25 protein-coding genes and 1 tRNA gene are annotated in these 25,801 nt (G+C 63.6%); 5 read left to right on the top strand and 21 right to left on the bottom strand.

The window, feature by feature from the left end; genetic code table 11:
• Positions 1 to 3 precede the first annotated feature (3 nt).
• From araD to IB235_RS17435, 5 genes are read right to left on the bottom strand one after another with little or no spacing between them, the layout of a single operon-like run.
• Positions 4 to 699, bottom strand: a complete 696-nt coding sequence (araD, locus tag IB235_RS17415; RefSeq protein WP_155040546.1) for an L-ribulose-5-phosphate 4-epimerase AraD — start codon at positions 697 to 699, stop codon at positions 4 to 6.
• A gap of 60 nt (positions 700 to 759) precedes the next feature.
• Positions 760 to 1,698, bottom strand: a complete 939-nt coding sequence (locus IB235_RS17420; RefSeq protein WP_192337769.1) for an ABC transporter substrate-binding protein — start codon at positions 1,696 to 1,698, stop codon at positions 760 to 762.
• A 37-nt stretch (positions 1,699 to 1,735) separates the two neighbouring features.
• Positions 1,736 to 2,719 (bottom strand): ribose ABC transporter permease, encoded by a 984-nt coding sequence (locus tag IB235_RS17425; RefSeq protein ID WP_155040548.1) that lies wholly within the window; start codon positions 2,717 to 2,719, stop codon positions 1,736 to 1,738.
• Positions 2,716 to 4,251 (bottom strand): sugar ABC transporter ATP-binding protein, encoded by a 1,536-nt coding sequence (locus tag IB235_RS17430; RefSeq protein WP_155040549.1) that lies wholly within the window; start codon positions 4,249 to 4,251, stop codon positions 2,716 to 2,718. The genes IB235_RS17425 and IB235_RS17430 overlap by 4 nt, the downstream gene beginning before the upstream one ends.
• Positions 4,248 to 5,021 carry a DeoR/GlpR family DNA-binding transcription regulator gene (locus IB235_RS17435; RefSeq protein WP_155040550.1) on the bottom strand — a complete coding sequence of 258 codons (774 nt, stop codon included), beginning with the start codon at positions 5,019 to 5,021 and terminating at the stop codon, positions 4,248 to 4,250. Before IB235_RS17435 ends, IB235_RS17430 begins: the two co-directional genes overlap by 4 nt.
• A 709-nt stretch (positions 5,022 to 5,730) precedes the next feature.
• Between IB235_RS17435 and IB235_RS17440 the strand changes: the two genes are divergently transcribed.
• Complete coding sequence (locus IB235_RS17440; RefSeq protein WP_225612430.1) at positions 5,731 to 6,216, top strand: hypothetical protein; 486 nt, start codon at positions 5,731 to 5,733, stop codon at positions 6,214 to 6,216.
• 39 nt (positions 6,217 to 6,255) lie between these two features.
• Here the strand turns inward: IB235_RS17440 and IB235_RS17445 are convergent, their stop codons facing one another.
• The 9 genes from IB235_RS17445 to IB235_RS17485 all read right to left on the bottom strand — a co-directional run bounded on the left by IB235_RS17445 (position 6,256) and on the right by IB235_RS17485 (position 14,774).
• Positions 6,256 to 7,167: an ABC transporter permease gene (locus tag IB235_RS17445; protein ID WP_192337770.1), complete on the bottom strand. Its 912-nt coding sequence runs from the start codon at positions 7,165 to 7,167 to the stop codon at positions 6,256 to 6,258.
• The gene (locus IB235_RS17450) at positions 7,164 to 8,249 is read right to left on the bottom strand and encodes an ABC transporter permease (protein WP_192337771.1); all 1,086 of its coding nucleotides are present in this window, start codon (positions 8,247 to 8,249) and stop codon (positions 7,164 to 7,166) included. The genes IB235_RS17445 and IB235_RS17450 overlap by 4 nt, the downstream gene beginning before the upstream one ends.
• The gene (locus tag IB235_RS17455) at positions 8,249 to 9,760 is read right to left on the bottom strand and encodes an ABC transporter ATP-binding protein (protein WP_192337772.1); all 1,512 of its coding nucleotides are present in this window, start codon (positions 9,758 to 9,760) and stop codon (positions 8,249 to 8,251) included. The genes IB235_RS17450 and IB235_RS17455 overlap by 1 nt, the downstream gene beginning before the upstream one ends.
• 4 nt (positions 9,761 to 9,764) lie before the next feature.
• Positions 9,765 to 10,865 (bottom strand): BMP family ABC transporter substrate-binding protein, encoded by a 1,101-nt coding sequence (locus IB235_RS17460; RefSeq protein WP_192337773.1) that lies wholly within the window; start codon positions 10,863 to 10,865, stop codon positions 9,765 to 9,767.
• A gap of 15 nt (positions 10,866 to 10,880) precedes the next feature.
• The gene (locus IB235_RS17465) at positions 10,881 to 12,245 is read right to left on the bottom strand and encodes an amidohydrolase (RefSeq protein ID WP_192337774.1); all 1,365 of its coding nucleotides are present in this window, start codon (positions 12,243 to 12,245) and stop codon (positions 10,881 to 10,883) included.
• Between the two features lies 1 nt (position 12,246).
• The gene (locus tag IB235_RS17470) at positions 12,247 to 12,921 is read right to left on the bottom strand and encodes a glutathione S-transferase family protein (RefSeq protein WP_192337775.1); all 675 of its coding nucleotides are present in this window, start codon (positions 12,919 to 12,921) and stop codon (positions 12,247 to 12,249) included.
• Entirely contained in the window at positions 12,918 to 13,763 is an 846-nt protein-coding gene (locus tag IB235_RS17475; RefSeq protein WP_192337776.1) for an aromatic ring-hydroxylating dioxygenase subunit alpha, read from the bottom strand. Before IB235_RS17475 ends, IB235_RS17470 begins: the two co-directional genes overlap by 4 nt.
• Positions 13,760 to 14,386 carry a Rieske (2Fe-2S) protein gene (locus tag IB235_RS17480; RefSeq protein ID WP_192337777.1) on the bottom strand — a complete coding sequence of 209 codons (627 nt, stop codon included), beginning with the start codon at positions 14,384 to 14,386 and terminating at the stop codon, positions 13,760 to 13,762. The genes IB235_RS17475 and IB235_RS17480 overlap by 4 nt, the downstream gene beginning before the upstream one ends.
• A gap of 154 nt (positions 14,387 to 14,540) precedes the next feature.
• Positions 14,541 to 14,774, bottom strand: a complete 234-nt coding sequence (locus IB235_RS17485) for an acylphosphatase (RefSeq protein WP_155040559.1) — start codon at positions 14,772 to 14,774, stop codon at positions 14,541 to 14,543.
• Between the two features lie 568 nt (positions 14,775 to 15,342).
• On the opposite strand from IB235_RS17485, the gene IB235_RS17490 reads away from it, so the two are divergent.
• Together IB235_RS17490 and IB235_RS17495 are read left to right on the top strand one after the other, a co-directional pair.
• Positions 15,343 to 16,263: a YdiY family protein gene (locus IB235_RS17490; protein WP_155040560.1), complete on the top strand. Its 921-nt coding sequence runs from the start codon at positions 15,343 to 15,345 to the stop codon at positions 16,261 to 16,263.
• 320 nt (positions 16,264 to 16,583) lie between these two features.
• Complete coding sequence (locus IB235_RS17495) at positions 16,584 to 17,051, top strand: MmcB family DNA repair protein (protein WP_192337778.1); 468 nt, start codon at positions 16,584 to 16,586, stop codon at positions 17,049 to 17,051.
• Here the strand turns inward: IB235_RS17495 and IB235_RS17500 are convergent.
• Positions 17,041 to 17,262: a DUF6324 family protein gene (locus IB235_RS17500; protein ID WP_192337779.1), complete on the bottom strand. Its 222-nt coding sequence runs from the start codon at positions 17,260 to 17,262 to the stop codon at positions 17,041 to 17,043. The genes IB235_RS17495 and IB235_RS17500 overlap by 11 nt on opposite strands.
• A 113-nt stretch (positions 17,263 to 17,375) precedes the next feature.
• Between IB235_RS17500 and IB235_RS17505 the strand changes: the two genes are divergently transcribed.
• Positions 17,376 to 17,452 (top strand) — tRNA-His (locus IB235_RS17505).
• A 182-nt stretch (positions 17,453 to 17,634) separates the two neighbouring features.
• On the opposite strand, the gene IB235_RS17510 is transcribed toward IB235_RS17505, so the two are convergent.
• From IB235_RS17510 to IB235_RS17535, 6 genes are all read right to left on the bottom strand, one after another.
• Entirely contained in the window at positions 17,635 to 18,261 is a 627-nt protein-coding gene (locus IB235_RS17510) for an isoprenylcysteine carboxylmethyltransferase family protein (RefSeq protein WP_192337780.1), read from the bottom strand.
• A 10-nt stretch (positions 18,262 to 18,271) separates the two neighbouring features.
• Entirely contained in the window at positions 18,272 to 18,814 is a 543-nt protein-coding gene (locus IB235_RS17515; protein WP_225612431.1) for a tyrosine-protein phosphatase, read from the bottom strand.
• Between the two features lie 129 nt (positions 18,815 to 18,943).
• Positions 18,944 to 20,260 carry an ATP-binding protein gene (locus IB235_RS25880; RefSeq protein WP_192337782.1) on the bottom strand — a complete coding sequence of 439 codons (1,317 nt, stop codon included), beginning with the start codon at positions 20,258 to 20,260 and terminating at the stop codon, positions 18,944 to 18,946.
• Positions 20,257 to 20,916, bottom strand: coding sequence for a response regulator transcription factor (locus IB235_RS17525; RefSeq protein WP_155040566.1), 660 nt, complete (start codon positions 20,914 to 20,916; stop codon positions 20,257 to 20,259). Before IB235_RS17525 ends, IB235_RS25880 begins: the two co-directional genes overlap by 4 nt.
• Positions 20,917 to 21,060: 144 nt before the next feature.
• Complete coding sequence (locus IB235_RS17530; RefSeq protein WP_225612432.1) at positions 21,061 to 22,743, bottom strand: glucan ABC transporter ATP-binding protein/ permease; 1,683 nt, start codon at positions 22,741 to 22,743, stop codon at positions 21,061 to 21,063.
• Between the two features lie 133 nt (positions 22,744 to 22,876).
• Entirely contained in the window at positions 22,877 to 24,178 is a 1,302-nt protein-coding gene (locus IB235_RS17535; protein ID WP_155040567.1) for an NCS2 family permease, read from the bottom strand.
• Positions 24,179 to 24,391: 213 nt separating this feature from the next.
• Here IB235_RS17535 and puuE point away from each other — a divergent pair, with 213 nt between their 5' ends.
• Positions 24,392 to 25,801: an allantoinase PuuE gene (puuE, locus tag IB235_RS17540; protein ID WP_192337783.1), complete on the top strand. Its 1,410-nt coding sequence runs from the start codon at positions 24,392 to 24,394 to the stop codon at positions 25,799 to 25,801.

A 25,801-nucleotide genomic window follows, 5' to 3' on the forward strand; every position in this document is an offset into this window, starting at 1 on the left:
CGCCTAGTTTCCTTGTCCGTAAGTCGCCTGCGCACCATGCTTGCGCAGATAATGACGATCCAGCAGCGCCTGCGAGATCGGCTGCGGCTCCGGGTTCAGCGCCATGACATGCCAAGCCGTGCGCGCCACCTCTTCGAGGATCACGGCGTTATGGACGGCTTCATCGGGGGTGCGCCCCCAGACGAAGGGGCCATGCCCGGCAACCAGCACGGCGGGAATGCTCAGCGGGTCGATACCCGCGAATGTCTCGACGATGACCTTGCCGGTATTCAGGACGTAGTCCTCGGAAATCTCGTCGGGGGTCAGATCGCGTGTCACCGGGATCGTGCCGTAGAAATAATCGGCATGGGTCGTGCCCAAAGCCGGGATCGGGCGGCGGGCCTGAGCCATGATCGTGGCATAGGTGGAATGGGTGTGGATCACGGCCCCGATGCCCGGAAATTCGCGGTAAAGCACCGCATGCGTCGCCAGATCCGACGAAGGCCGCAGCCGGTTGTCCAGCGCCCGCCCGTCCAGATCGCAGGGCACCATGTCCTCGGGCGTCAGGCTGTCATAGGGCACGCCGCTGGGCTTGATCAGGATGCGCCCCGTTTCGCGGTCGATGCCACTGGCATTGCCAAAGGTCGACAGCACCAGCCCGTATCGCACGGTGTCCAGATTGGCCTGCAGAACGGCAGCGCGAAGGGTTTCGTCAGTCATGGGAGCGCCTTGAAAAATTCCGGAAGCGGTCGCGCGGATTTCTCCGCGCGACCTTTTGGCTTAGCGGGGCGAGGTCCAGCCCTTGTAGCCTTCGATATTGTCCTTGGTGATCAACTCGGGCTCAAGCAGGACGGTGTCCTTTTCGGGCTTTTCGCCCTGAAGCACCTTGTAGCCCAGATCCAGCGCCTGACCCGCCATGGTATAGGGGTCCTGCGAGGCCGAGGCCTTGATCAGCCCGTCACCCGATTTCAGTTCGCCCTCGATATCGGGCGCCCCGTCAACCGCGGTGATGATGAACTCACTGCGACCGGCCTGTTTCGCGGCCAGCGCAAAGCCGATCGCGGTCGGATCGTTGATGGCAAAGACGCCATCGATCTTATCGAAGCGGGTCAGCAGGTTCTGGCCGACATTCAGACCGCCATCGCGCGAACCCTGAGCGTTCTGATCATCCGACAGCACCTTGATGTCGGGGTGCTTGGCAAAGGCCTCCTTGCAGCCCTTGACCCGGTCAAGGATCGAGGACGAGGCCGGGCCGTTCACGATGACCACATTGCCTTTGCCGCCCAGATGTTCCGTGATGTAGTCGCAGGCCTTGGTGCCGGCCATGACGTTGTCGGTCATCACGGTCACGTCCGAACCGGGGGCCGACACGTCGAAGGCCGCGACGACGACGCCGGCATCCCGTGCTCGTTTCACCGCGGGCGCAATGGCTGCAGCATCAACCGCGTTCAGCATGATGATGTCGACGCCCGCCGCGATGAAGCTGTCGATCTGGCCGACCTGCTTGTTCAGGTCGTAATCGGCCGAAACCGAGGTCACCTGCACGTTCGGATTGATCTTCTTGGCCGCGTCCTCGATGCCCTTGATGGTGGCAACGAAGAACGGGTTGCCCAACAGGCCGACCGAGATGCCGACGCTGTTGAGGTCTTTTGCGGCGACGGGCACCGCCGAAACTGCCGCCAGCGCAAGTGCCGAGGCCAAGGTTTTCGCAAGACGCATGTGGTTTCCTCCCATTTTATGCGTGGTTCGAATTGGATCAGGTCCGCGCGCCGGTCTGGCGGTAACGGTCCAGTGCCACGGCCGCGATGATCACGAGGCCTTTGACGATGTATTGCCAGATGTCCGAGACGCCGATCAGGATCAGCCCGTTCGACAGCACGGCGATGATCAGCGCGCCGATCAGCGTCCCCCAGATCGAGCCGACGCCGCCGACAAAGCTGGTGCCACCCAGAATGACCGCGGCGATGGCGTCCAGCTCATAGGCCTGCCCCAGCTGCAGCCCGTTCGCGGCGTACAGCCGTGCCGCAGCCATTGCGCCGCCCAGCCCTGCGAACAACCCCGAGACGCCATAGACGAACAGCAGCACCAGCGGCACCTTGATCCCGGTCAGTCGCGCCGCCTCGGCATTGCCGCCGGTGGCATAGATCCACGTGCCCAGCACTGTCCGCTTCAGAATGAACCATGACAGCAGCACCACGGCGACGGCGATGATTGCCAGCCACGGAATGCCGAACAGGCTGCCATTGCCGATCACGTCAAAGGGCAGGTCGGCGTTGAAAACGGTCGTGTCATTGCCCAGTAGCCGGGCGATGCCTCGGACTGCGGTCAATGAGCCTAAGGTCACGATGAATGGTGGCAGGTTCAGCGCCGAGATCAGGATACCGTTCGCCAGACCGCAGGCCAGTCCTACCCCCATGGCGGCAGGAATACCCAGCCAGCCAATGCCGGGGATCAACGAGACGATCACCGCCACCATCGCCGAGGTGGCAAGAATCGAGCCAACCGACAGGTCGATGCCTCCGGTCAGGATGACGAAGGTCATCCCCGAGGCGAGCACGATATTGATCGAGGCCTGCTGCATGACGTTCGAGATGTTGTTGACGCTCATGAAGCGCCCGCTCATCAGTTCGAACACCACTGCCAGCAGGATCAGCACCGGCAGCATCCCGACGATGCTCATCATGGTGCGCAGGCGCTGCTTGGCCGCGGCCGAGGCAGGGGCTGAATTTGTATCCGTCATTGCATTGCTCCTTCCGTCGCCGTGGCCGGTTCCGAAACCGAGCCGGTCGAAAGCTCCATGATGGCTTCCTGGCTGATCGCCTGTCCAAGCTGCGCGGGCACCTGCCCGGCAATATGCCCCTCGCGCATGACCAAGACCCGGTCAGCGACGCCGATGATCTCGGCGAGTTCGCTTGAGATCATGACGACGCCGACGCCCTTGCGCGCCAGACCGTCGATCAGCTTGTAGATTTCCGATTTGGCCCCGACATCAACGCCGCGGGTGGGTTCGTCCAGGATCACCACCTTGGGGCCGGTTTCCAGCAGCCGCGCGATCAGCACCTTTTGCTGGTTGCCCCCTGACAGTCCGCCCACCGGCATCCGGGCCGTCGGTGCCTTGACGGCCAGCGCCTTGATCGCGTCATTGGCACGGCGCGCCGCGGCGCGGAAATCCAGCCTGCCGCCGGATTTCGCATCCCTTTCGATCACGCCGACATTGACATTGTCCGAGATGGACATGTCGAGGAAAAGACCCAGCTTCTTGCGGTCCTCGGTCAGATAGGCGACCCCGGCATCAAGCGCCGCACGCGGGCTGGAGGTGTCGATGTCGCGGCCGTCAATCGCAACCGTCCCGCTGGTGCGCGGGTCCGCGCCATAGATCAGCCGCGCCAGTTCGGTACGACCCGAGCCGACAAGCCCGGCAATGCCCAGCACCTCGCCGCGATACAGGTCAAAGGAGCAGCCCTTGACCAACCCGCCATCCGACATGTCGCGCACCGACAGCAGCGGCGTGCCCGTATGATCGGGTGAGGCGATGTGGCCCTTTTTGTAAAAGCTATCCAGATCGCGGCCAACCATCATCGAAACCAGCTTCTGGGCCGACAGCTCGGACCGGTCCAAAGTCCCGATATACACACCGTCCCGCAGGACCGAACAGCGGTCGGCCAGCGCATAGACCTCCTCCATGCGGTGGCTGATATAGATGATGGCGATGCCATGCGATTTCAGCCGGGCGATCACCTCGAACAGGCGCTCGGTTTCGCGTGCGGAAAGCGAGGTGGTCGGCTCATCCATGACGATCAGCCGCGCATCCGTCGTCAGGGCACGCGCAATCTCAACCATTTGGCGCTCACCCAGCGACAGGTCGCCGACCTTGCTGCGCGCATCGAAATGGACGCCCAGACGATCCAGAATGGGTTGGGCGCGCTCCAGCGTGGCGCTGCGGTTCAGGATGCCGCGATTGGCGATCTCGCGGCCAAGGAACATGTTCTCGGCCACGGTCAGGTTCGGGGCCAGCGACAGTTCCTGATAGATCACCGCGACACTGCCAGCGGCCTCGGTCCGGGAATGCCCCTCGATGATCACGGTACCGCCCGGATCGGCGGTATAGGCCCCCGAGAGGATCTTCATCAGTGTGGATTTCCCGGCGCCGTTCTCGCCCATCAGGGCATGCAACTCTCCGGGCAGGACCGACAGGCTGACATCCTTCAATGCCCGCACGGCACCGAAAGTCTTCGAGATGTTGCGCATCTCCAGAATGGGAGACTGGCTCATTGTTCCCTCTCGATCTGGGCGATGATGACCTCGACCCCGGCGCGCTCCAGCATGCGGGCATGGACATCGGACAGGCCATCATCAGTGACCACGCGCGAAATGCGCGAGAACGGCAGCGAAACGGTCGGCGGATGGATGCTGAACTTGCGGCTGTCCGCCAGCAGGATGACTTCGGATGCGGTGCGGCTCATCTCGTCGGCCAGACGGACCAGCAGCGGGTGTTGTTCAAGAATGCCATGTTCGCTGATTCCCAGCGCGCCCACAAAGAACTGAGAGGCATAGAAACGATGCTCCGTGGCCGAGACATCGTAAAGGATTCCCGGCTCGCGGTGCAGATCGCCGCCACCTACCGTCAGTTGGCAGGTACCATACTCTCCCAGATAGGCGGCCAGCGGCAGAGAGTTGGTAAAGACCCGGACATTGCGGTTGGCGATGCGACAGCCGAAATGAAAGCAGGTCGAACCGCCATGGATGATGATCGCACTGCCATCCTTGACCAGCCTCTCGGCCTCGCGCGCGATCGAGCGTTTGGCAGACACGGCGATGTCGCGGTTTTCGACAAAGGGCAATGAGGCCGCACGACCGCCCCGCTCAACCGCAGCCACGCCGCCATAGACCTTGCGCGCACGTCCCGCTTCGTTGAGCTTTTCGACATCGCGCCGGATCGTCGCCCCCGACACGCCAATCAGATGCTGAAGATCGCGCACCGATGCAAAAGGTCGCTCATCAAGCAGCGAGAGAATCTTTTCATGCCGCTCAAATTCGGTCAAATTCCCCTCGCTCGCGCCGGTTAGATCAGCAAAACGATAAGACAGAACCTTGTAGGTGTAAATACTTCATCACACTTTGATCATACTGCATCGCAGCATGACGAAGCATGCACATCTTTCGTCTTAGCTACCAGTCCGGCAAATCCCATTCAGCGCTTGGGCCGAGGTACCCGCTTAATGACCGGCGGGCTGGTCCTTGTCCGTACGCATATAAAGAAGAAAGTGTCGGTTCGAGGTCAGACGGCGAGGTCAATGCGCTGATCTACCCAGATCGTCCTCGGGTCGTCCGAGGCTTGGCAGATTTTTTCCAAGGTCTGGGCGACATCCCCTCCACAAGACTGAAGCGCGGATCGATCGCGGGACTGAAGCGAGAATGCGTGCCCACAATCGGCAGGACGCTCGGCTTCCGCCTGGTCACGAGTTGATGTCGGACATTCGGCGAAAGATCGAGCCACGGAACAGCCCATGTCGCTGGCACTCGACTTTGGACTGCACTTTCCTTCACCCGCTGCCCTGAAGACAAACGGAAAGCGCTGCCAACTGGCGCAGGCAACGGTCGATATCCGCCAGCGATCGCGCTGAATAAATAAGGCGTGCGTTTCGAAAAAATGAGCACGTTCAACGAAGCAGGCTGAGGCCGGTGCTCAACGGGAAATCTTCCCGCACGTTGCAAGCCCCATCCCCGCAACGCCTGACCTCAAGGCGGATAATGGCGCCGATCAGCCATCCCGATGAGATGACCTTGCCGAACAAAGCCACAGTCTCGGGCGTCCTTGTCGACGCCACCCTTTCGCCCATCGCGCAGGGCAAGATCATTGCGACCCTCAGCGGTTCGGATGTGTTCGACGACGGCATGCGCATCGTGACCCAGAAGGTCGAGGCCACGACCAATGCCCGTGGAGAATGGTCGATGCAATTGATCGTCAACGGCGACGGCCACAATGCCGCGACCAGCTGGACGCTTGAGGGCTACAACGAATTTGTCGCGAAGGTGTTCGAGGTCAAGTCGCTGTTCATCGCCTCGGCCCTGCCGGTCAATCTGGGCGATCTGGAAAAGACCAGCGCGCAGAACCTCAAGGCCGCAAGGGACGGTGGCAGCTGCCGTCTGCTCGCCGTGACGGATTACGCGGATTACGCGGCCCTTGCCGAAAATCAGCGCCGCGACAGCGACATTATCCTTGTCGGCGCGGCTTGAAGACGCGAAAGGGCGCGGTCCAAAGCCGCGCCCCTTTGCTTAGGGAATGTAGGTCTTGCCCAGCGAGGCCACGCCGTTCACCTTCAGCAGGCGTCGGTTCGACGAGATCACGCCTAGCACGAGGATGGTGACGATATAGGGCAGGCTCGCCAGCAGTTGCGAGTTCAGGTTCACCCCGCCCGCCTGCGCCGCCAGTTGCGCCAGCGACACCGCCCCGAACAGCACCGCGCCAAAGAACACCCGTCCGGTCATCCAGGTTGCAAAGACCACCAACGCCAGCGCGATCCAGCCCCGCCCGGCGATCATCCCGTCTGCCCAAAGCGGGGTATAGACGGTCGCCGCATAGGCCCCGGCGAAACCCGCCATCAGCCCGCCGAACATGACGCAGCCATAGCGGATCGCGATCACCGGATAGCCCAGCGAGCGCGCGGCCGAGGGGTTTTCGCCCACGGCACGGATCACCAGCCCCAGCTTGGTGAAGCGCAGCGCGGCCCAGATCGTCAGGGTCGCAAGCAACCCCAGCCAGACGACCGCATCCTGCGAGAAAAGCCCGCCGACCACCGGAATTTCGGACAGGCTGGGGATCGAGAGCTTGGGCAGGCCCGCAACGGTGCGGCTTTCGTAGCTTTTGCCGAACAGCGCGGACAGCCCCTGCCCCAGAATGCCGATCGCCAGCCCCGCCGCGACCTGATTGGCGCGCAGCGTCAGGGCCAGCCAGGCAAAGACCAGCGACAACGCCGCACCCGCCAGACCGGCCAGCAGAAAGCCCAGGGCATGGGTGCCGAAATGATGCACCGACAGAAAGGCGATGACCGCGCCGACCGCCATCATCCCCTCGATACCAAGGTTCATGACGCCCGAACGCTCGGCCACCAGCTCGCCCAGAGCGGCCAGCAGGAAGGGCATCGCGGCGGCCAGCATCCCAGCCAGAACGAAGGTCAGTGCGTTCATGCCCGCACCTCGGATTTCACTCGCACCAGCCGGTAGCGGACCAGCGTGATCGCGGCCAGATAGCAGACCAGCAACGAGCCTTGAAACACCCGCACCGCTGCCACCGGCAATTCCGCCGAGACCATGGCGTTGTCACCACCGATATAAAGGATGGCGATCAGCAACGACGAAAACAGGATGCCGATCGGGTTCAACCCGCCCAGATAGGCCACGATGATCGCCGCATAGCCATAGCCCGAGGCGACCGAGCGTTGCAGCTGCCCCAGCGGACCCGCGACCTCGGCGGCGCCGGCCAGACCGGCGGCAAAGCCACCGATCAGCAGTGACAACCAGACGGCGCGGCTTTCCGAGAAACCGGCATAGGCGCTGGCCTGCGGTGCCAGCCCGCCGACGACCAGTTGATAGCCCTGAAAGCTGCGCTGCATATAAACCCATGCCGCCAGCGTCACCACCAGCGCCAACACCAGCGCGACGTTGACCCGCGTGCCGGGGATCAGCAGCGGCAGGGTCGCGTCCATCTGGAACATCACCGATTGCGGGAAGTTGAAGCCCATCGGGTCTTTCCACGGCCCGACCAGCAGATAGGCCAGAAGCTGCGTCGCAATCAGGCTCATCATCAGGGTCACTAGGATTTCCGACGCGTTCAGCCGCACCCGCCAGAAGGCCGGGACCACCGCCCAAAGCGCGCCGCCGATCCCACCCAGAAGCAGCATCAGCGGCCAGATCCAGCCGCCCGTGGCCTGCGGGAACCAGACCGGGATCGAGGCCGCAAAGATCGCGCCAAGGATGAACTGCCCCTCGGCCCCGATATTGACGACATTGGCGCGAAACCCGATGGCCAGCCCCTGCGCGATCAGCAGCAGCGGCGTCATCTTCAGCAGCACCTCGGAGAAGGACGACCACGACACCAGCGGCTCGACCAGCATGGCATGGAACACCGCGCCCGCATCCTTGCCCATGGCCAGATACAGGCACAGGTTCAGGACGATGGTCGCCACCAGCGCGCCCAAAGGCGCCAGCACCGCGACCTTGCGCGAGGCGCTGCTGCGCCGGACAAGCCGATAGGCAGAAAGAACGGACATCAGACGCCTGCCCGTTCTTCGGCGCCGATCATGTAGCGGCCAATGTCTTCCACGCGTGTCTGGGACACCTGCAGCGCGGCAGAAAGCCGCCCCTCGCGGATGACCTGGATGCGGTCGCAGATTTCGAACAATTCTTCGATTTCCTCAGAGATGATCAGCACCGCCACGCCGTCATTGCGCAGATCGACAAGGCGGCGGCGGATGGCACTGGCCGCGCCGATATCGACGCCCCATGTCGGCTGCGAGACGAAAAGCAGCCTGGGCGCCAGCATGATCTCGCGGCCGACGATGAATTTTTGCAGGTTGCCGCCCGACAGCGCCCCGGCCTCGGCCTGCGGGCCGGGGGTGCGCACGTCGTAATCGGCGATGCAGCGCGCGGTAAAGGCGGCCTCGCGCAGACGATTGATCATGCCGCGCCGCACCAGCCCCTGCCGATGCGCGGTCAGCAGCGTATTGTCGGCCAGGGACATTTCCGGCACCGCGCCACGCCCCAGACGCTCTTCGGGGACGAATGCAAAGCCCAGCCTGCGCCGCGCGGCGGCGTTCAGATGCCCGACCGGCCGGCCCATCATGCGGATCTGGTCGGAGGCGGCGGGATCGGTGGTCTCACCCGAGATCAGCCGGGCCAATTCGCCCTGACCGTTGCCGGACACGCCGGCGATGCCCAGAATCTCACCCGCGCGAAGCTGCAGGTTGATCCCCGACAGGGACTGGGCAAAGGGATCGTCGGGCTGATGGTCCAGCCCTGCCAATTCCAGCCGCAATTCGCCCGGCTCACGCGCAACCGCGGGGCGCGTCTCGGGCATGTCGCGGCCGATCATCATCCGCGCCAGATCATGCGCGTCATGTTCGCGCGGATCGATATTCCCGGTCACCTGCCCATCGCGCAGGATCGTCGCCCGATCGCAGATTGAGCGGATTTCCTCAAGCTTGTGCGAGATGAACAGGATCGAGACGCCGCGATCACGCAGCCGCGTCAGGGTCTGGAACAGGCGCTGAACCGATTGCGGCGGCAGGACCGAGGTCGGTTCATCCAAGATCAGCAGCTTCGGATCGGTCATCAGGCAACGGATGATCTCGACCCGCTGGCGTTCGCCGACGGACAACGCATGGACATGGGCGCGCGGCTCGACCTCCAGCCCGTATTCCTGCCCCAGCGTGCGAATGCGCGCGGTCAGCTCGGCCTTGCTGCCCGGCACGATCAGCGAAATGTTTTCGACGACGGTCAGCGTCTCGAACAGCGAGAAATGCTGGAAAACCATGCCGATGCCCTGACGGCGGGCCTCGGCGGGCGAAGACAGCGCGACATGCTGCCCCCGCCAGATTACTTCGCCGGCATCGGGGGTTTCGACGCCGTAGATCAGCTTCATCAGCGTCGATTTGCCCGCGCCGTTCTCGCCCAAAATCGCATGGATCGAACCCTCGGCCAGATCAAGGTCGATGCCGCGATTGGCGCGGACGGTGCCATAGGTCTTGGTCAACCCGCGAAGGGACAGAAGCGGCGCGGGCATGGGATCAGTTCGGCAGCGGCGTGGTCACGCCCTTGACGTGCCAATCCATGGCGACGATTTCCTCATCCTTCATGGCCGCCCCGGCAGCGACGCCTTCGGAGCCGTCCTGCTTGGCGATCGGCCCGGCAAAGACCGGAGCCTCGCCCGAGGTGATGCCAGCTTCGCGCGCCTTGATCTTTTCCATCACATCTGCAGGGATGTCGGCGCTCCAGTCCACGACCTTCTCGACCTTCTCGGCCATGCCGAGGAAGGCGTTGTGGCCCTTGAAGGTGCCGTCGAAATGCGCCTTCACCTGCTCAAGGAAGAAGGGCGACCAGTCGGTGGCCGCGCAACCCAGATATTTCGTCGCCGAATAGGCCTTCATCGACGAGTTCAGGTTGCAGACATAGACGCCCGATTTCTCGCAGACATCCACGACCGAGGGCGTATCCTGCGCGTTCGAGAAGATCACGTCGCAGCCCTGCGCGATCAGCGCCTTGGCGGATTCCTGCTCCTTGGCCGGGTCGAACCACGAGTTAACCCAGACCACGGCGACTTCCGCCGCCGGGTTGATCGCCTGCGCGCCCAGCGTGAACGCGTTGATCGAGGTGATCAGTTCCGGGATGGCGAAGGCCGAGACCACGCCCAGCTTGCCCGATTTCGACAGCGCCGCTGCGGCCATGCCCAGCAGGTAGGTGCCCTCGTAGTTGCGCGCGGCGAAGGGGGTGAAGTTCGGCGCGACCATGAAGCCCGAGGCGTGCAACACGCTGACATCGGCATTGCGACGCGCGATCTGCAGCGCGCCGTTCTGGTAGCCGAAGGAACCCGCGATCAGGAACTTGCTGCCATCCGCGACCGTCTTGGTCATGATGCGGTCGGCATCCGGGCCTTCCATGATGTTTTCAAGGATGGTGACCTTGACCTTGTCGCCATAGGCGGCCTTGACCGGTTCCAGCCCGTTGGCCAGCGCCCGGCCCCAGCCCACATCTCCCAGCGGCGAAGGCAGGACCAGCGTGATGCCCAGCGTGCCGTCTTCGGCCAGTGCCATGGCGGGCGCGAAGCCAGCGGCAAGGCCCATCGCGGCAGTGGTCCGCAGGAAGTTGCGGCGGTTCAGGGTGGAGGTCATCGGTTCATCTCCTTGTCAGAATTGGATGGTCGCAAGGGCGGCTTCTGCTTCGGCCGCCATTTGCATCTCGTCGAGGCCGGGGAAGCCTTCGCCGTCCCAGACGATCCGGCCATTGACCATGGTCAGGTCGGTCGGCATGCCGATGCCGACGCGGGCGATCAGGCTTTCGGGATCGTGGCGGGTGCCGACGTAATCCATGCGGCGGGTGTCGATGGCGAACAGATCCGCCGCCATCCCCGGTGCCAGTTTGCCGATATCCGCGCGCCCCAGCAGCGAAGCCCCGCCCGAGGTGCCATAGCGCAGGAAATCTGCGGGCAGCGGCACCGGATGGCTGCGACCCGATGCGACAAGGCATTGCAGCATATAGGCCGAATGCAGGCAGTGCATCAGGTTCGAATTGTCATTCGAGGCCGCGCCGTCGCAGCCCAGACCGATCCGCACACCCAGCGCCTGCATTGCGGGCAGCGGCGTGACCTCGGCGCCCACCAGATAGACCGGTTCGGGGCAATGCGAGATGCCGGTCCCCGAGGCGGCCAGCTGGGCCAACTCACCCTCGGTCAGCTCCCAGCCATGCGCATAGAAGGTGTCAGGCCCGCAGAAGCCCATCTGTTCAAGGTAATCCACGGTGCGCAGACCGTGACGGGCGCGGATGACCTCGCTCTCGCCCTCGCCCGCATGGGTATGCAGGATCAACCCGTGCTGGCGGGCCAGAGACAGGGACTCGGTGAAGGTTTCCTTGTGGCAGTTCACCGGCTGGCAGGGGGCCAGTGCCACCTGCCGCATCGAGAAGCGGCCGCCGTCGTGATAAGCCGCGATCAGGCGTTCGCAATCGGCCAGATATTCATCGGTCGTCTCAAGCATCTCATCGGGGATGGTCGAGCCCATGGATTTCGGCAGCGTGTTGACGCCCCGCCCGGCATGGAAGCGCAGGCCGATCTTTTCGGCGGCCTCGAACTGGCGATCGATGATGCGTTTGCCCGCGCTGCGCGGGTAGCAATATTGGTGGTCAAAGGCCGTGGTGCAGCCGTGCTTGGCCAATTCCGCCAGCGCCGTGACCGAGGCGTGATAGAAGCAATCCTCGCTGAGGCGCGCAAAGATCGGATAGATCCGGTCCAGCCACTCGATCAACGACAGCCGCGTCCAATCCAGATCGACGCGATTGCGCACGAAGCACTGGAAGAAATGGTGATGCGTGTTGACGAGGCCCGGATAGACAAACCAGCCGCGCGCATCGATCACCTGCGTGCCGGGCGGCGCGGCTGCTGAAAGATCCTTGCCAATGGCGTGAATGGCGGGGCCGCTAATCAGGATGTCGACATCCCGCAGAACCTGATCCCCGGTCACGACGGCGGCGCAATCTTTCAGCAGGGTGCCAGTCATGTCAGGCGCGTTCCTTGCGGATCACATCGGGCTGGGGGCCGGGCTCGGGCATCAGCTCATGCAGACGGTGGATGCCCGGCATCTCGACAAAACCCGGCAGCCCGCGGATCGCCCGCATCCACAGCCGGATCGAGGGATAGGCGTCCAGCGGCAGACCTCCGTCCGGTGCCAGCGCCACATAGGGGAAGCAGGCAATATCGGCGATTGTCGGACGGTCCCCGACAAGGAAGATGCCGCCGCGACGGCGCGCCGCGCTGATCGCGGCCTCAAGCTCGCGCAGGGTGCGGGTCGCCGCGCGGCGCAGCGCCACGATGTCGCCCGGCATTTGCAGCATGTCATGCAGACGGGCCGCGCCCGCGCTGTCGGTCAGGCGCTGCGCAAAGGCCAGCCATTGCCCCACCTGTGCCCGCATGGCCGGGGTATCGTCGCCCAGCCATTCCGGGGCGTGGCTCGCCGCGATATAGGTCAGCATGGCGGTGGACTGGGTCAGCACCAGATCGCCATCGGTCAGGATCGGGATCGTCCCCGCCGGGTTCAGCGCCAGCAGTTCCGGCCCGCGATGCTCGGCACCGGGATGGAAATCGACCGCGCGCAGGTCCAGCTTGATCCCGGCCAAAGCCGCCATCAGCCGGACGCGGTAGCACGAGGGCGACAGGATATAATCGTAAAGTCTCATGCCGCCACCAGTTGCGCGCCGTAGGTATAGCCGTGCCGTTTCAGCCAGCGCCGATAGGCGATCGAGGTCATGTCGGCGCGGGTCGGAATCTCCATCCCCGGATCCAGCGGCAGCAGCGCCGGGATCTGGTTCTCAAGGATCGAGCGGTCCTGAACAAAGATCATCTGCTGGAAATGGATCATGTCGGTCATGGAGCTGTCTTCGTCGAACAGCGCCATCCATGGCCAGACCTGACAGGTGGTCTCGGTCAGCGGCTGGACGAACAGGGTGATGACATCCCATTCCTCGGGCCGCGCCGGGCAGGTCTTGTACAGCACCGAACAGGTCGGCGCGGGCACACGGTACATGTATTCGGCATTGATCCCGCCCTGCGCCGATTTCGCGGCCTGCGGCTGGTAGAAGCTGACCTTGGTGGCCCAGACCTCATCGACATCGTCGCGGATCTCGACCTCGTAGCGCTGGACCTCGGTATGGGGTTCCGAGCCAAGGATATCAGTATGGACGAAGGGGAAATGCGCGATATCAAGAAAATTCTCGACCGCGCGCAGCGGCGAGCAGCGCACCAGAACCGTGCCGACATCGACCAGACGGCGACCGGGTTGATCGGCCTCGGGGATGGTGAACAGGTCGCGCTCGGGCTGGCCGAGAGTGGTCCAGACATGGCCGAAACGGGTGATGACCGGCAGGACGCGCCCTGCCCCGTCAGTGACCAGAGCCGCGCCATCGGCGTCACAGGCGATGTGGATAGGTTCGGCCAGCAACAGGCTGTCGCGGCCTGCCGGGGTCAGCTGCGCCGCAATACCCACGGGATACCATTGGTCGCGCATGGCTTCACCGTTCATGCTGCGATCTCCTCGGCGGTTTCAGCCTGACGGCGCAATGCTTCAAGCGCGGCGGACACGCGGTCCAGCGTCGCTGTATCGGCACCTTTGGCGGCAAGGGCATGCAGGTTGCACTGATCGCCCTGCAGCAGCTGGATCAGGACGACAACCGCGCAGCCACCAAGTTCGCCGCGCAGGTCAAGCCCCGTGCCACCAAAGGCCGCGGCAACGGTCTCGGGCCGGGCCGACAGGCGCAGGGTGCGCAAGGGTGAAAAGCCGGCCAACCCGGGCGGAGGGGCCTCGGGCTCGGCATCCTTCTGGGCAACCCAGACGACGCCATCGCTTTCGGTCACGGCAAAAACCGGAACCTTGATCGCGTCAGGCGGCGTGAGTTCGGGATGGGCCGGGATGCGGTGGCACTGGCCGCCGTCGCCGTAACGCCAGCCGTGGTAGATGCAGGAAAGAAATTCGCCGCGAACGAAACCATGCGACAGGCGCATGCCGCGATGGGGGCAGCGATCCGACCAGGCGGCAATGCGCCCCGAGGCGCTGCGCCAGATCACGATGTCCTTGTCGCCCAGCTGTCCGGGCGCGGCGCTGCCTGAGGGAATGTCCTGGGATAGCGCGGCAGGGGTCCAGTTCATGGCACTCTAACTTATTGCGTGTTGAACAGGGCGCCTCTCATCACAATGACGCAAGAAAGGCCATGACAAACTGTCGCAGTTTGTCATTAATTCTGTGATGCCTCGCGACGGGTTGCGCAATAATTGGGCAGACCACCCGCGAAGCGTGTCCCGGTTACGCCGCCTCGCGCGTGACGGATTCGACCCACACATCGATCGGTCCCAGCAGGCAGGCCATCTCCATCGCGTCCAGAAGCGCGGGCGGCCCGTCCACGGTGACCAGCACCGCATCCGCATCGGCCCGGCCGATCTGCGCCGAGATGCCGATGCGCCGGGCGTGACCTTGCAGCCAGCGCTGAAAGCCCGGAGCCGAAAGCTCACCCTCGATCAGAAATCGTTCCGACGACATATCCCCTCGCAAACCGATGCGTCCGAAGACGCCTGCCCGCCCCTATCATGCAAAAGACGGATCGTTCCAGTTCCGATCTGGCCTTGCCGGAGGGCGCTGGAAGGGTGGCACAAATGCCCGGATCGACCGTGGCAACACAACTTGGCCGCGTCTGGTTCCAGATCGCCCCCTGCCTTTCATGAAAAATTGTGTTCCTGGCGCAACAATCATGGCGCTTATGCAACGCCACCCTGATGCCTAATCACGCATCACTGCGGCACTCGCCGCGCGGTTGTTTCAATCAACACACAAAGCGTGAACATCACTGTTAATCATAATTAACCGGAATCAAAAAATATTTCATGTAATACATTAGTAAACTAAATGGTTTCATCACGAAATCGCGCGCGCCATTTTCCGCTGATGCAGAAATGACGCGCAATTTTCACGTTTTCGAGAGATATGCGGAATTTCGCCCAAGCCTTTATGCAACCCTCCCTCAGGTCTAATTCTGTCCCAGCAGAGATGCTCGTGGTTAATGAAACAGGCACCACGGACACGAACACGGTTCAGAAAAAGGACTGAGACGATGAAAGCACTTGCTTATCTCGCTGGCGCAACCGCCATGGCCATGGCCTTTACCTCGCCCGCCTTTGCACAGTCGGAGATCGCCACCGGCGCCAATGCAACCGGCATTTCGGATGTTCACGAGGGCATGAAGGACGTTGAAGAAGCCGTCCGCGATGATTTCGACCGCTCCGCTGACGCGCAGCGTTTTGGCCCCCCCGAACGGCAGGAAGGCGTCTACGGCTCGGTCGCGCTAAGCTATGTCGGCCGCTCCGGCAATTCCGAGAACCAGGATTTCAGCCTGTCGGGCCGTTTGTCCAGCAATGCGGGCGCGTTCTCGCAATCGGTCGGCATCCTGCTTGAATATGGCGAGGATAATAGCGGCACCACCGATACCGAAAAAACCTCGACCATTTATGAGGGGCTCTACAATATCAATGACCGCTTCTATGGTTTTGCCCTTGGTCGCCTGACGACCGATGCGCTGGCCGATGATCCGGTGAGCCTTGACGAGGGCGACTCCTTCGAAGATCTCGATGGTCGGATGAAACGGGATGCCTATTTCGGCTTCGGTCCGGGCTACCGCATCATCAATAACGACACCACCGCATGGCGTGTTCAGGCGGCTGTCGGTATTCGCTACACCAAGCAGGTCAACGTGATCGATCCGGTCGCCGAAACTCTGGAAACCGACTCGGATACCGGCGTCGGCTACCTGGTGTCGTCGCGCTTCTACCACCGCTTCAACGAAACGGTGTTCCTGACCAACGACACCGACTACCTGACCTCGGACGCGAACGACACCGCGACCAACGAACTGGGTGTGAACTTCAAGATGTCGGACGCTTTCGCGACCCGGATCTCGTACAAGACCGAATATGTGTCGGATCGTGCGATCCGCACCGACAACACGCTGGGCGTGTCGCTGGTCTACGGGTTCTAAGTCCCGAAATTCCCTTCTCTCTACACCATCTGGGGCGGCCTTCGGGCCGTCCTTTTTTGTCTGGGAAGGGTGGCGGGAACCGCTGCAACCGTGGCAGCGCAGGTTTCCCCGAAAGCCTGGATGTCCAGGTGGGGACCAGGTAACGAAACCAGGGCCTCGTCAGAGCCAGCCCCCTCGGTGAAATTATAGGCCAGTGGAAAAAAAGGCCACACACGCGAAGAGCAGAAACCCGCCGCCCCCTAGATAGGCTGATGGCCGCGCCTTCGCAAGCCGGGCGGCGGAAGCTTGCAGGATGTTCGCGCTTGGTTCATGTTTGATCCATGACCGATCCCGCCATCATCCCCGACGATCTGCCCACTGCCCGACCGGGGCAAAGGCTGCAACGCGGCGTGGCACGGATGTTGACGGCACTGGGTCACGCAGCGCTGCCGGAGTTTGTGCCGGTGGGCGGCTTGCGGGTCGATGTGATCTCGATTTCACCCAAGGGTGAAATCTGGGTGGTCGAATGCAAAAGCTGCCGGGCGGATTTCATCGGAGATCGCAAGTGGCAGGGCTATCTGGATTACTGCGACCGCTTCTTCTGGGCGGTCGACACCGATTTCCCCGATGATCTGCTGCCCGAGGATTGCGGCCTGATCCGCGCCGACAGTTGGGGGGCCGAGCTGTTGCGCATGGCCCCCGAGGTTCGGCTGGCCGGAGCCCGGCGCAGCCGTATCCTGCGGGATATTGCTCGGGTCTCGACCGCGCGTCTGCTGGCGATGACCGACCCGATGGGGTTCAGCGCTTAGGCTTCTTGCCCGGCTTGCCGCTCTGCCCCGCCATGTCGCGGGCGGCCTCTGCTGCGGCCAGCAGTTCTTCGGCGATTTCCTCGGCTTCCTCGGGATCGAAATCCAAAGGAAGGTCGACGCCCTCAGCCTCGATATAGATGCGGACCATGCCACGATCGGTCGGCCCGATCTGGATGTTCGCCGCAATTTCGCTTTCGCTGTTGATGCCCATGATCGGCCCTTCCGGCTTCTGTTGGTGGTGATGAAAAAATCCTTACATCGGGTGAAGATTTCCGGCAAGTCGGGCTTGCATCCCCCGGAATCCGGTTATAGTAGAGCGCCAGTGCCGCTTTAGCTCAGTTGGTTAGAGCGCTAGATTGTGGATCTAGAGGTCCCCCGTTCGAGCCGGGGAAGCGGTACCATCCTTCTCCTTGAAATCGTTGATGTTTGCTGGCGCCCGACGCCGTGGCCTGCTGTCTGGCGGGCCGTTTGCGATTCTGACGCATCGCGCCGGTTCCTCCTTCCGGACGTTGCGCCAAATGCAAATGCGGCGGACCTTTCAGCCCGCCGCATGCTTGTTCCTGATGTCCCGTCGCGCCCGGTGTCAGAACAGCGCGATCTTCAGCATATGTCCGTTGCTGTGCAGCCAGTTGATGACCTCGGCCAGCGGCAGCGCGGTAAGGAAAACCAGCGCATCGAACAGGTTCCGGCGCAGCGTATCGGTGCGGAAGGTGACCTCGCGGCGGGTATGGAATCCCGACAGGCGTGGCAGGATCATCGGAACCTGCGATTGGTACTCGGCATAGGCTTCGCCGAACTTGCCCCGCAGAAAACGCTCCTCGGCCCGCGCGGTTTGCGACAGCACCAGCAGCGCCGCGCCACCAAAGCCGATCGCCAACGTCAGGCTTTGCAGAAGCAGCCCGAAGCCGACAACACCAAGGGTCGAGAACAGGTAAAGCGGGTGGCGGCAGAGCGAATAGGGACCGTCCCGCATCACATCGGCATTCTTGCGACCGCCGATGTAAAGGATCGCCCAGAACCGTCCCAGCACCGCGGCAAAGACGCAAAGCGTGCCCGCCAGATGCAGGATCGCGGCCGGCCCTTCGGCCCATCGCGTGTACCCCCACAGCATTGGCAGCAGGGCCGCCACAAAGGCCAGCCGCAATACGTTCAGCCGCAGCCGTTGATTGGCGGGGGCCACGCTTGGGATATTGTCAACGATCAGCGACATCTTGTTTCCTTCAGCTTTCGAAACCGAACATCGGCTCGGCGGCTTCCCAGCTTTGATCCATGGCCCATGCAGCGCTGACCGGCAGCCCGACATGACCGAAACGGAAGGAAAGCTGGCCCTCGGCCAGATGTTCGCGCGCGCCTTGCGCGGCAAGGTAAAGTGCGGCGGCAAGGCCGGTACGGTCCGCCCCCGCCTTGCAATGGATCAGGACAGGCTTGGGCAGGCTTGCGATCAGCGCGACCAGTTCGGCGGCGCGGGCCGGATCAAGCTGTTCGCTGTCCTTCATGGCGAAATCGGCATGGGTCAGGCCAAGGCGGCGCGCGGTTGCGACCTCGGTGTCGTACCAAGCCGCGTCAGATGCGCCGCGCAGGTTGATGACGCTGCGCAAGCCGTGGGCCTTGCTCCAATCTTGCAGCTTCAGCGCATCCGGCTGGGCCGAGCGGTAAAGCTCTCCGGCGATGACCGGGTGGAAGTTCCCACTGGATTGCAGCCAAGCCGCCCAGCCCGATGCCCCGGCAACGCAAAGCACCGCCCCTAAAAGGAGCGGTCGCAAAAGCCGTTTCAGGCCAACCCTACCGAATGGGGTGCGGGTGAGCGGCCGGTTAGCTGGATTGGGAACAGGCATCAAATCTTCCATCGTCACACGATGGAGCGCTTCTGCCCGACGATTCTTACCGCAACCTTACGGCTGGGCGGGTGGAAGCTGGATACGGGCCTGAAATCCGCCATCGCGGTCCGGCACGGGCGAGGCCAGTTCCAGCGCCGTCCCTGCCTGTCGTGCAATCTGGCTGACGATATGCAGGCCCAAGCCAAAGCCACCGCCCTTGCGATGCGAGAACCTTTTCCCCATCTGCGCCAATTGCGCAGCGGGCAGAACCGGACCGGGATTGCTGACCGAGAGCAGGCCTTGATCGTTCAGGCTGACCTCGACCCTGCTGTCGGGCGGGCTGTGCTGCAAGGCGTTCTCGATCAGGTTTCCGGCGACAATCGCCAGCGCATCGGCATCCATCACCGTCCAGACCGGACCCTGTGTCACCGACAGCGCCAGCCTGTCGGCGTCGCGGCCAATCTCGCGGAGCACATGCGGCAGAAGTGCTGCGGCATCGACGCGCTCTTCGCCCAGACCGATCCCGGATTCGGCCCGCGCCAGCTGCAGCAGCCGCGCGACCAGCCGCGCCATACGGCGCAACGCCGTCTCGACCGAGGCGATGCGGGCGGATGCGGCGGGGTCGCCGGTTTCCTGCGCCAGCCGCTGCACCTGCGCCAGCGCCACCGCAACCGGCGTGCGCAGCTCATGCGCGGCATTGGTGGCAAAGGCGCGCTCGCCATCCAGCGCCTGCGACACCCGCGCCATGAACCCGTTCAGCGTGGTCACGATCTGGGCCAGTTCGGCGGGATGGGCGTCGGCATCCATCGGCTCCAGCCTCAGCCCGTCGCGCTGCGCCATTTCGGCACGCAGATCCTCGACCGGACGCAGGGCCAGCCGGGTCACCCAGCCACCCGCCAGCCAACCCAAGGGCAGCAACGCCAGCATCGGCAGCAGGAAGGCCAGAAAGCTTTCGCGCCAAGCCTCGCGCCGTTCGGCCAGAGGATCGGCCAGCTGCAATGCCATATCCTGCGCCGTGTACTTGGTCGTATAGACCGTATGGGTCAGCGTCCGCTTGACCTTGCCGGGCCGGGGCGTGTCAGGAAATTGCGCGGCCTCGGACATCGGGGATGCGGCCAGCACGCGGCCCTGACGGTCGATCAGCCGCCAGACCAACGCCTCATTGGGATCGTCGTGAGCCGAGGACATCTGGGCCGAGGCCCGGGCCGCGTCACTGGCCAGCGTTGGCAGCAGCGCCTCGGCCGAGGTGATCAGGATCTGGTCGTATAGCTCGTCCTGCTCATGATGCAGGATCAGCGCCATCGCGGCGATGGCGACCACCCATGCCGCCGCCAGCACCGCGCTGATCAGCAGCGCCAGCCGCCGCGCCAATGTCGGACGACGCGGCGTCACGCCTGCCCCATCCGGTAGCCCATGCCGCGCACGGTCTCGACCACGGCGCGGCCCAACTTGGCGCGCAGGCGGCTGATATGGGCCTCGATCGCATTGCTTTCGACTTCGGCCCCGAATTCATACAGCGTGTCCTCAAGCTCCTGTCGGCTGACGATCACGCCGGGACGACGGCTCAGGCGTTCGAGCAGCGCCCATTCGCGCGCGGTCAGGTGGATGGTGACATCCTCCAGCAGGGCCTGCTTGCGTTCGGGCAGCAGTCGAAGCGGGCCAAAGCGCCGTTCGGGTTCGGCGCGGCCATCGCTGCGGCGGCGGATGGCGGCGATGCGCGCCAGCATCTCGTCAAGGTCATAGGGCTTGACCAGATAGTCGTCCGCGCCCGCCTGCAGCCCGGCAATGCGTTCGGTGATGCGGTCGCGGGCGGTGGCAATCAGAACCGGCGTGGCGTCGCCCCGTTGCCGCAACCAGCGCAGCAGCGCCAGCCCGTCCCCGTCGGGCAGTTGCAGGTCCAGCAGGATCAGGTCAAAGCCCGTGCCCTGCAGCGCCGCCTCGGCCAGATCGCGGCTGACGGCAATATCGACAGCATGGCCCGCGGCGCAAAGATGGTCGCGGACGGCAGTGGCCAGATCGGCCTCGTCCTCAATCACTAGCAGGCGCATCCCGTCCCCAATCCGATCCTTGGCCGCATTCGGCCATCATGCCGCTTGCTTTGCAATCTATCGCGGCGCGGTCAATCCGACTTCGGCTCAACGATCTGGCCCTCGCGGACCAGTTCGGCGAACAGCCCGTCCTGTTGCGCCAGATCATGATAACTGCCGCGCTCGACGATCCGTCCCCCCCTCAAGCACAAGGATCTGATCAGCCGAGGCCACGGTGGACAGCCTGTGCGCAATGATCAGGGTGGTGCGGTTGGCGCGCAGCTTGTCGATGGCGCGCTTGATCTTGGCCTCGGTCGCGGGATCAAGGGCCGAGGTGGCCTCATCAAGGATCAGGATCGGAGCATTCTTCAGAACCGCGCGGGCAATGGCGATCCGCTGCCGCTCACCCCCGGACAGGGCATTGCCGCGTTCGCCGATGACGAAGCCGTAATTGCCGGGTTTGCGCAGGATGAAGTGATGCGCCTCGGCCAGACGGGCGGCCTGCTCGACCTCGGCATCGGTGGCCTCGGGACGGCCGACGCGGATGTTTTCGGCAATCGAGCGGTTGAACAGCCCGGCCTCCTGAAACACCACCGCGATATTGGCACGCAAGGATGCCAGCTTCAGCCCGGCAATATCGTGCCCATCGACGCTGATCGAGCCCGCGTCCGGCTGGCGCAGGCGCTGCAGCAAGGCCAGCGTCGTGGTCTTGCCCGAACCGGTCGGCCCCACCAGCGCGATGGTCTGGCCGGGCTTTGCCTCAAAGCTCAGGTCGAACACGCCCTGATCGCTGCCGGGAAAGCAGTAGCTGACATCGCGATATTCGATCTGCCCCAGCACCGGCGCGACAAGGGCCTTGGCCTTCTGCGTATCGGTGACATCGGCGGGCGCGTCCAGCAGCTCGAAATAGCTGCGGATGGTCGGGGTCGAGCGAAAGATATTGCCGACGAATGCCGACAGCCGGTCAAGCTGCCCGATCATCAGCCCGGCAAAAGCCCCGAAGGACACAATCTCGCCCACGGTGATCTCACCCCGCTGCGCCAGAACCGCGCCCGCGGCAAAGACCACCACCATCGTCACCGTGGCGGCGGCGCGGGTCAGGACCGTCAGCAATCCCCACCATGTCAGCACCGGATATTGCGCGGCCAGCAGGTTCGCGGTGATCTGGCGCATCGCCTGCATTTCGCGGGCAAAGCGGGAATAGCTTTGCACCACGGTGACATTGCCCAGAACGTCCCCCACCCGGCCATAAAGACGGCCCGAGTGCTTTTCGACCTGCGCCTGCCCTTCGCGCGTCTTGCGGATGACAAGGATGTTGATCACCAGATAGACCAAACCCAGCATTGCAAGGATCGCGGCCATGCGCGCGTCCAGACTGATCGCTGTCGGGATCAGCAGGATGATCCCGGCCAGCGCGGTCAGCTGCTCGCGCAGAATGCCCAGCCACAGGGCGAACAACGCGTCGGTCCCGGCAAGGATGGCGCGCACCACCGATCCGGTGCCCTTTTCCGCATGGTAGGAAATCGGCAGGGTGATCGCGCGGCTGTAAGCCTCGCCCAGCGCCGACAGCCGCGCGCGATGCGCCAGCCGGTCAGAGGAAACCGCAGTGATCGCGGATGCAAAGATCCCGAACAGCCCGAAGGCCGCCCATGTGCCAATCAGGGTGAAGGCCCCCGACCCTTCTGCCAGCCGGTCGACCATGCGGCCGAACAGCACCGGCTCGGCCAGTTGCACGATGGCGATGGCCACGCCCGTTGCCGACAGCAGCGCGGCCAGCCATTTCTCGCCGCCCAACAGGGTGAGGGTGCGCCAATAGACATCCGCCGTGGTCATTGCAGGCTGAGACATGCGGGCTTTCCCTGCTGCGGGGCGCGCATGCTGTCGGATGCGGCACGGCCCCCGGTTTCACCCCGAGACTGCGGTAATGGCGCGATTGGTCAAGAGGGAATGCGCGGGGGCCGCAAAGCCCCCGACGCGAAGTTCATTCCATGAAGAAGGCGAAGCGGATGACGAACAGGGCGGCGACCACCCAGGTGGCCAGATGCACCTCGCGCGCGCGGCCCGTCAGCAGCTTGATCAGCGCATAGCTGACAAAACCGAAAGCCAGACCATTGGCGATGGAATAGGTAAAGGGCATCATCAGCGCGGTCAGCACGGCGGGCGCGCTTTCCGTGACATCGCGCCATTCGATTTCCTCGAACTCGCGCACCATCAGACAGGCCACGTAAAGCAGCGCTGGCGCGGTCGCATAGGCCGGGACCGAGCCCGCCAGCGGCGCAAAGAACATCGCCAGCAGGAACAGCACCGCCACGACCAGCGCGGTCAGACCCGTCCGCCCCCCTGCCTGCACACCCGAGGCGCTTTCGACATAGGCGGTGGTCGAGCTGGTCCCCAGCATCGAACCGGCAAGGATCGCCGTCGAATCCGCCATCAGCGCACGGCCAAGCCCGGTATTGGTATGGGTCGGCCCCTCGGTCAGCAGGCCCGCGCGTTTGGCGACGCCGATCAGCGTGCCGGTGGCGTCAAACACCTCGACCAGCACCATGACAAGGATGACGTGGAAGATGCCCACGGTCAGCGCGCCTGCGATATCCAGCTGCATGAAGGTCGGCAGGATCGAGGGCGGCATGGACATGATGCCTCCGAACTCGCTGGCCCCGATCAGGATCGAGACGACGGTGACCGCAAGGATGCCGATCAGGATCGAGCCCCGCACCTTCAGCGCATCCAGCGCCGCGATGATGAAGAAGCCCGCCGCCGCCAGCAACGTCGGTGCCTGCGTCAGATCGCCCAGGGCAACCAGCGTCGCCGGGTTGTCGACGACCAGCCCGGCATTCTTCAGCGCGATCAGACCAAGGAACATCCCGATCCCCGCAGCAATGGCGCTGCGCATGGATGTCGGAATGCCCGCGATCAGCCAGCGCCGTATCCCCGTCACCGACAGGAACAGAAACACCAGACCCGAGATGAACACCGCCCCCAGCGCCTGCTGCCAGGTAAAGCCCAAGCCCGCCACCACGGTGAAGGCGAAGAAGGCGTTCAAGCCCATGCCCGGTGCCATGCCGATGGGCCAGTTCGCCCAAAGCGCCATGATGGCCGAGCCCAGCGCCGCGGCCAGACAGGTCGCGACAAAGACTGCATTCCGGTCCATCCCGGTTGTTGACAGGATGTCGGGGTTCACGAAAATAATATAGGCCATGGTCAGGAAAGTAGTGATCCCAGCGATCACCTCGGTCCTGACATTGGTCCCCTTGGCCGCTAGGCCGAATTGCTTTTCCAGCATCAATCCTCCCACTGGCAGTTCGCCCGCCATCACGGCAGACTAGGATCAGTGACCTGTTACGCAAATGCAGGCTCTGGCGACAGAGTTTCAACGCGTCATTTAGAAACGGCATTTTCAACCGCGCCTCGCGTTTGTTTATACGAATTCCGCTCTTGCCGGAACCCGCCCAAGGGTGATGACTGCGGCAAACGGCCTGAACAGAAGGAAATGGCGATGCGATACAGCCGCGACATGATCGGATATGGCGAAAATACCCCCGACCCGCGCTGGCCGGGAGGCGCCCGGATCGCGGTCCAGATCGTCATGAACTACGAGGAAGGCGGCGAAAACAGCATCGAGCATGGCGATGCCGCGTCGGAAGCCTTCCTGTCCGAGATCATCGGCGCCCAGCCCTGGCCCGGCAAGCGCCACTGGAACATGGAATCGATCTACGACTACGGCGCGCGGGCGGGCTTCTGGCGGCTGCACCGGATGCTGAAGGACGTGCCCGTCACCGTCTATGGCGTGGCGACGGCCCTTGAACGCGCCCCCGAGCAGGTCGCCGCCATGCAGGCCTCGGGTTGGGAGATTGCGACCCATGGCCTGAAATGGATCGACTACCGCGACGTGCCGCCCGAGGTCGAGGCCGAGCATATCGCCCGCGCCGTTGAGCTGCATACCCGGGTCACCGGAGAACGCCCGCGCGGCTTCTATCAGGGCCGCACCTCGATGAACACGGTGGCGCTTGGTTGCGAGGAAGGTGGCTTCGAGTATCTGGCCGACACCATTGCCGATGACCTGCCCTATTGGCATGTGCACAATGACAAGCCGCAGTTGATGGTGCCCTATACGATGGACGCCAATGACATGCGGTTTTCCTCGGGTCAGGGTTTCGGCACCGGGGTCGAGTTCTTCGACTATCTGCGCGATAGCTTCGACGTGCTTTACGCCGAAGGCGAGGCCGGTGTGCCCAAGATGATGTCGATCGGGCTGCATTGCCGGTTGATGGGCCGTCCGGGCCGGGCCATTGCCCTACAACGCTTCCTTGAGCATGCCCGTGCGCATGAAGGCGTCTGGTTCGCCACCCGTCTGGACATTGCCCGCCACTGGGCGAAGGAACATCCCTATACCCCGCGCCTGCGCCCCTCGCAGATGGAGCGTGATGCCTTCGTCCAAAAATTCGGCGGCATCTATGAGCATTCCCCCTTCATCGCCGAGCGCGTCTGGGACGCCGAGATGGGCGCGATCCACGACACCCCCGCGGGTCTGTCGGGGCGGATGGCGCAGATCTTCCGTTCCGCCAGCGATCAGGAACGTCTGGGCGTGCTGATCGCCCACCCGGATCTGGCCGGGAAACTGGCCCTTGCCAAGCGCCTGACGGCGGAAAGCACCTCGGAACAGGCCTCGGCGGGCTTGGACGCCCTGACCGACACCGAGCGCGCCGAGTTCCAGCGCGTGAACACCGAATATGTGGCCAAGCACGGCTTCCCCTTCATCATCGCCGTGCGTGACCATGACAAGGCAGGCATCATGGCGGCCATGCAGGCCCGCCTGGCCAACGACACCGAAACCGAGCGCGACACGGCCGAACGTCAGGTCATGCGCATCGCCCAGCTGCGCCTGCAGGACGCGCTGAAAGGATGA

It is taken from the genome of Paracoccus sp. PAR01, assembly GCF_014851995.1.
In the GTDB taxonomy this organism is placed as follows: Bacteria; Pseudomonadota; Alphaproteobacteria; order Rhodobacterales; family Rhodobacteraceae; genus Paracoccus; species Paracoccus litorisediminis.

What these genes read in the sequence shown, in the direction of transcription:
- IB235_RS17525 (WP_155040566.1), bottom strand. Translation starts at nt 20,916, where the DNA reads ATGCGCCTGCTAGTGATTGAGGACGAGGCCGATCTGGCCACTGCCGTC.
- IB235_RS17485 (WP_155040559.1), bottom strand. Translation starts at nt 14,774, where the DNA reads ATGTCGTCGGAACGATTTCTGATCGAGGGTGAGCTTTCGGCTCCGGGC.
- IB235_RS17430 (WP_155040549.1), bottom strand. Translation starts at nt 4,251, where the DNA reads ATGAGCCAGTCTCCCATTCTGGAGATGCGCAACATCTCGAAGACTTTC.
- IB235_RS17420 (WP_192337769.1), bottom strand. Translation starts at nt 1,698, where the DNA reads ATGCGTCTTGCGAAAACCTTGGCCTCGGCACTTGCGCTGGCGGCAGTT.
- IB235_RS17490 (WP_155040560.1), top strand. Translation starts at nt 15,343, where the DNA reads ATGAAAGCACTTGCTTATCTCGCTGGCGCAACCGCCATGGCCATGGCC.
- IB235_RS17510 (WP_192337780.1), bottom strand. Translation starts at nt 18,261, where the DNA reads ATGTCGCTGATCGTTGACAATATCCCAAGCGTGGCCCCCGCCAATCAA.
- IB235_RS17495 (WP_192337778.1), top strand. Translation starts at nt 16,584, where the DNA reads ATGACCGATCCCGCCATCATCCCCGACGATCTGCCCACTGCCCGACCG.
- IB235_RS17450 (WP_192337771.1), bottom strand. Translation starts at nt 8,249, where the DNA reads ATGTCCGTTCTTTCTGCCTATCGGCTTGTCCGGCGCAGCAGCGCCTCG.
- IB235_RS17470 (WP_192337775.1), bottom strand. Translation starts at nt 12,921, where the DNA reads ATGAGACTTTACGATTATATCCTGTCGCCCTCGTGCTACCGCGTCCGG.
- IB235_RS17530 (WP_225612432.1), bottom strand. Translation starts at nt 22,743, where the DNA reads ATGTCTCAGCCTGCAATGACCACGGCGGATGTCTATTGGCGCACCCTC.
- araD (WP_155040546.1), bottom strand. Translation starts at nt 699, where the DNA reads ATGACTGACGAAACCCTTCGCGCTGCCGTTCTGCAGGCCAATCTGGAC.
- IB235_RS17455 (WP_192337772.1), bottom strand. Translation starts at nt 9,760, where the DNA reads ATGCCCGCGCCGCTTCTGTCCCTTCGCGGGTTGACCAAGACCTATGGC.
- IB235_RS17475 (WP_192337776.1), bottom strand. Translation starts at nt 13,763, where the DNA reads ATGAACGGTGAAGCCATGCGCGACCAATGGTATCCCGTGGGTATTGCG.
- IB235_RS17535 (WP_155040567.1), bottom strand. Translation starts at nt 24,178, where the DNA reads ATGCTGGAAAAGCAATTCGGCCTAGCGGCCAAGGGGACCAATGTCAGG.
- IB235_RS17425 (WP_155040548.1), bottom strand. Translation starts at nt 2,719, where the DNA reads ATGACGGATACAAATTCAGCCCCTGCCTCGGCCGCGGCCAAGCAGCGC.
- IB235_RS17465 (WP_192337774.1), bottom strand. Translation starts at nt 12,245, where the DNA reads ATGACTGGCACCCTGCTGAAAGATTGCGCCGCCGTCGTGACCGGGGAT.
- IB235_RS17440 (WP_225612430.1), top strand. Translation starts at nt 5,731, where the DNA reads ATGGCGCCGATCAGCCATCCCGATGAGATGACCTTGCCGAACAAAGCC.
- puuE (WP_192337783.1), top strand. Translation starts at nt 24,392, where the DNA reads ATGCGATACAGCCGCGACATGATCGGATATGGCGAAAATACCCCCGAC.
- IB235_RS17445 (WP_192337770.1), bottom strand. Translation starts at nt 7,167, where the DNA reads ATGAACGCACTGACCTTCGTTCTGGCTGGGATGCTGGCCGCCGCGATG.
- IB235_RS17500 (WP_192337779.1), bottom strand. Translation starts at nt 17,262, where the DNA reads ATGGGCATCAACAGCGAAAGCGAAATTGCGGCGAACATCCAGATCGGG.
- IB235_RS17460 (WP_192337773.1), bottom strand. Translation starts at nt 10,865, where the DNA reads ATGACCTCCACCCTGAACCGCCGCAACTTCCTGCGGACCACTGCCGCG.
- IB235_RS17480 (WP_192337777.1), bottom strand. Translation starts at nt 14,386, where the DNA reads ATGAACTGGACCCCTGCCGCGCTATCCCAGGACATTCCCTCAGGCAGC.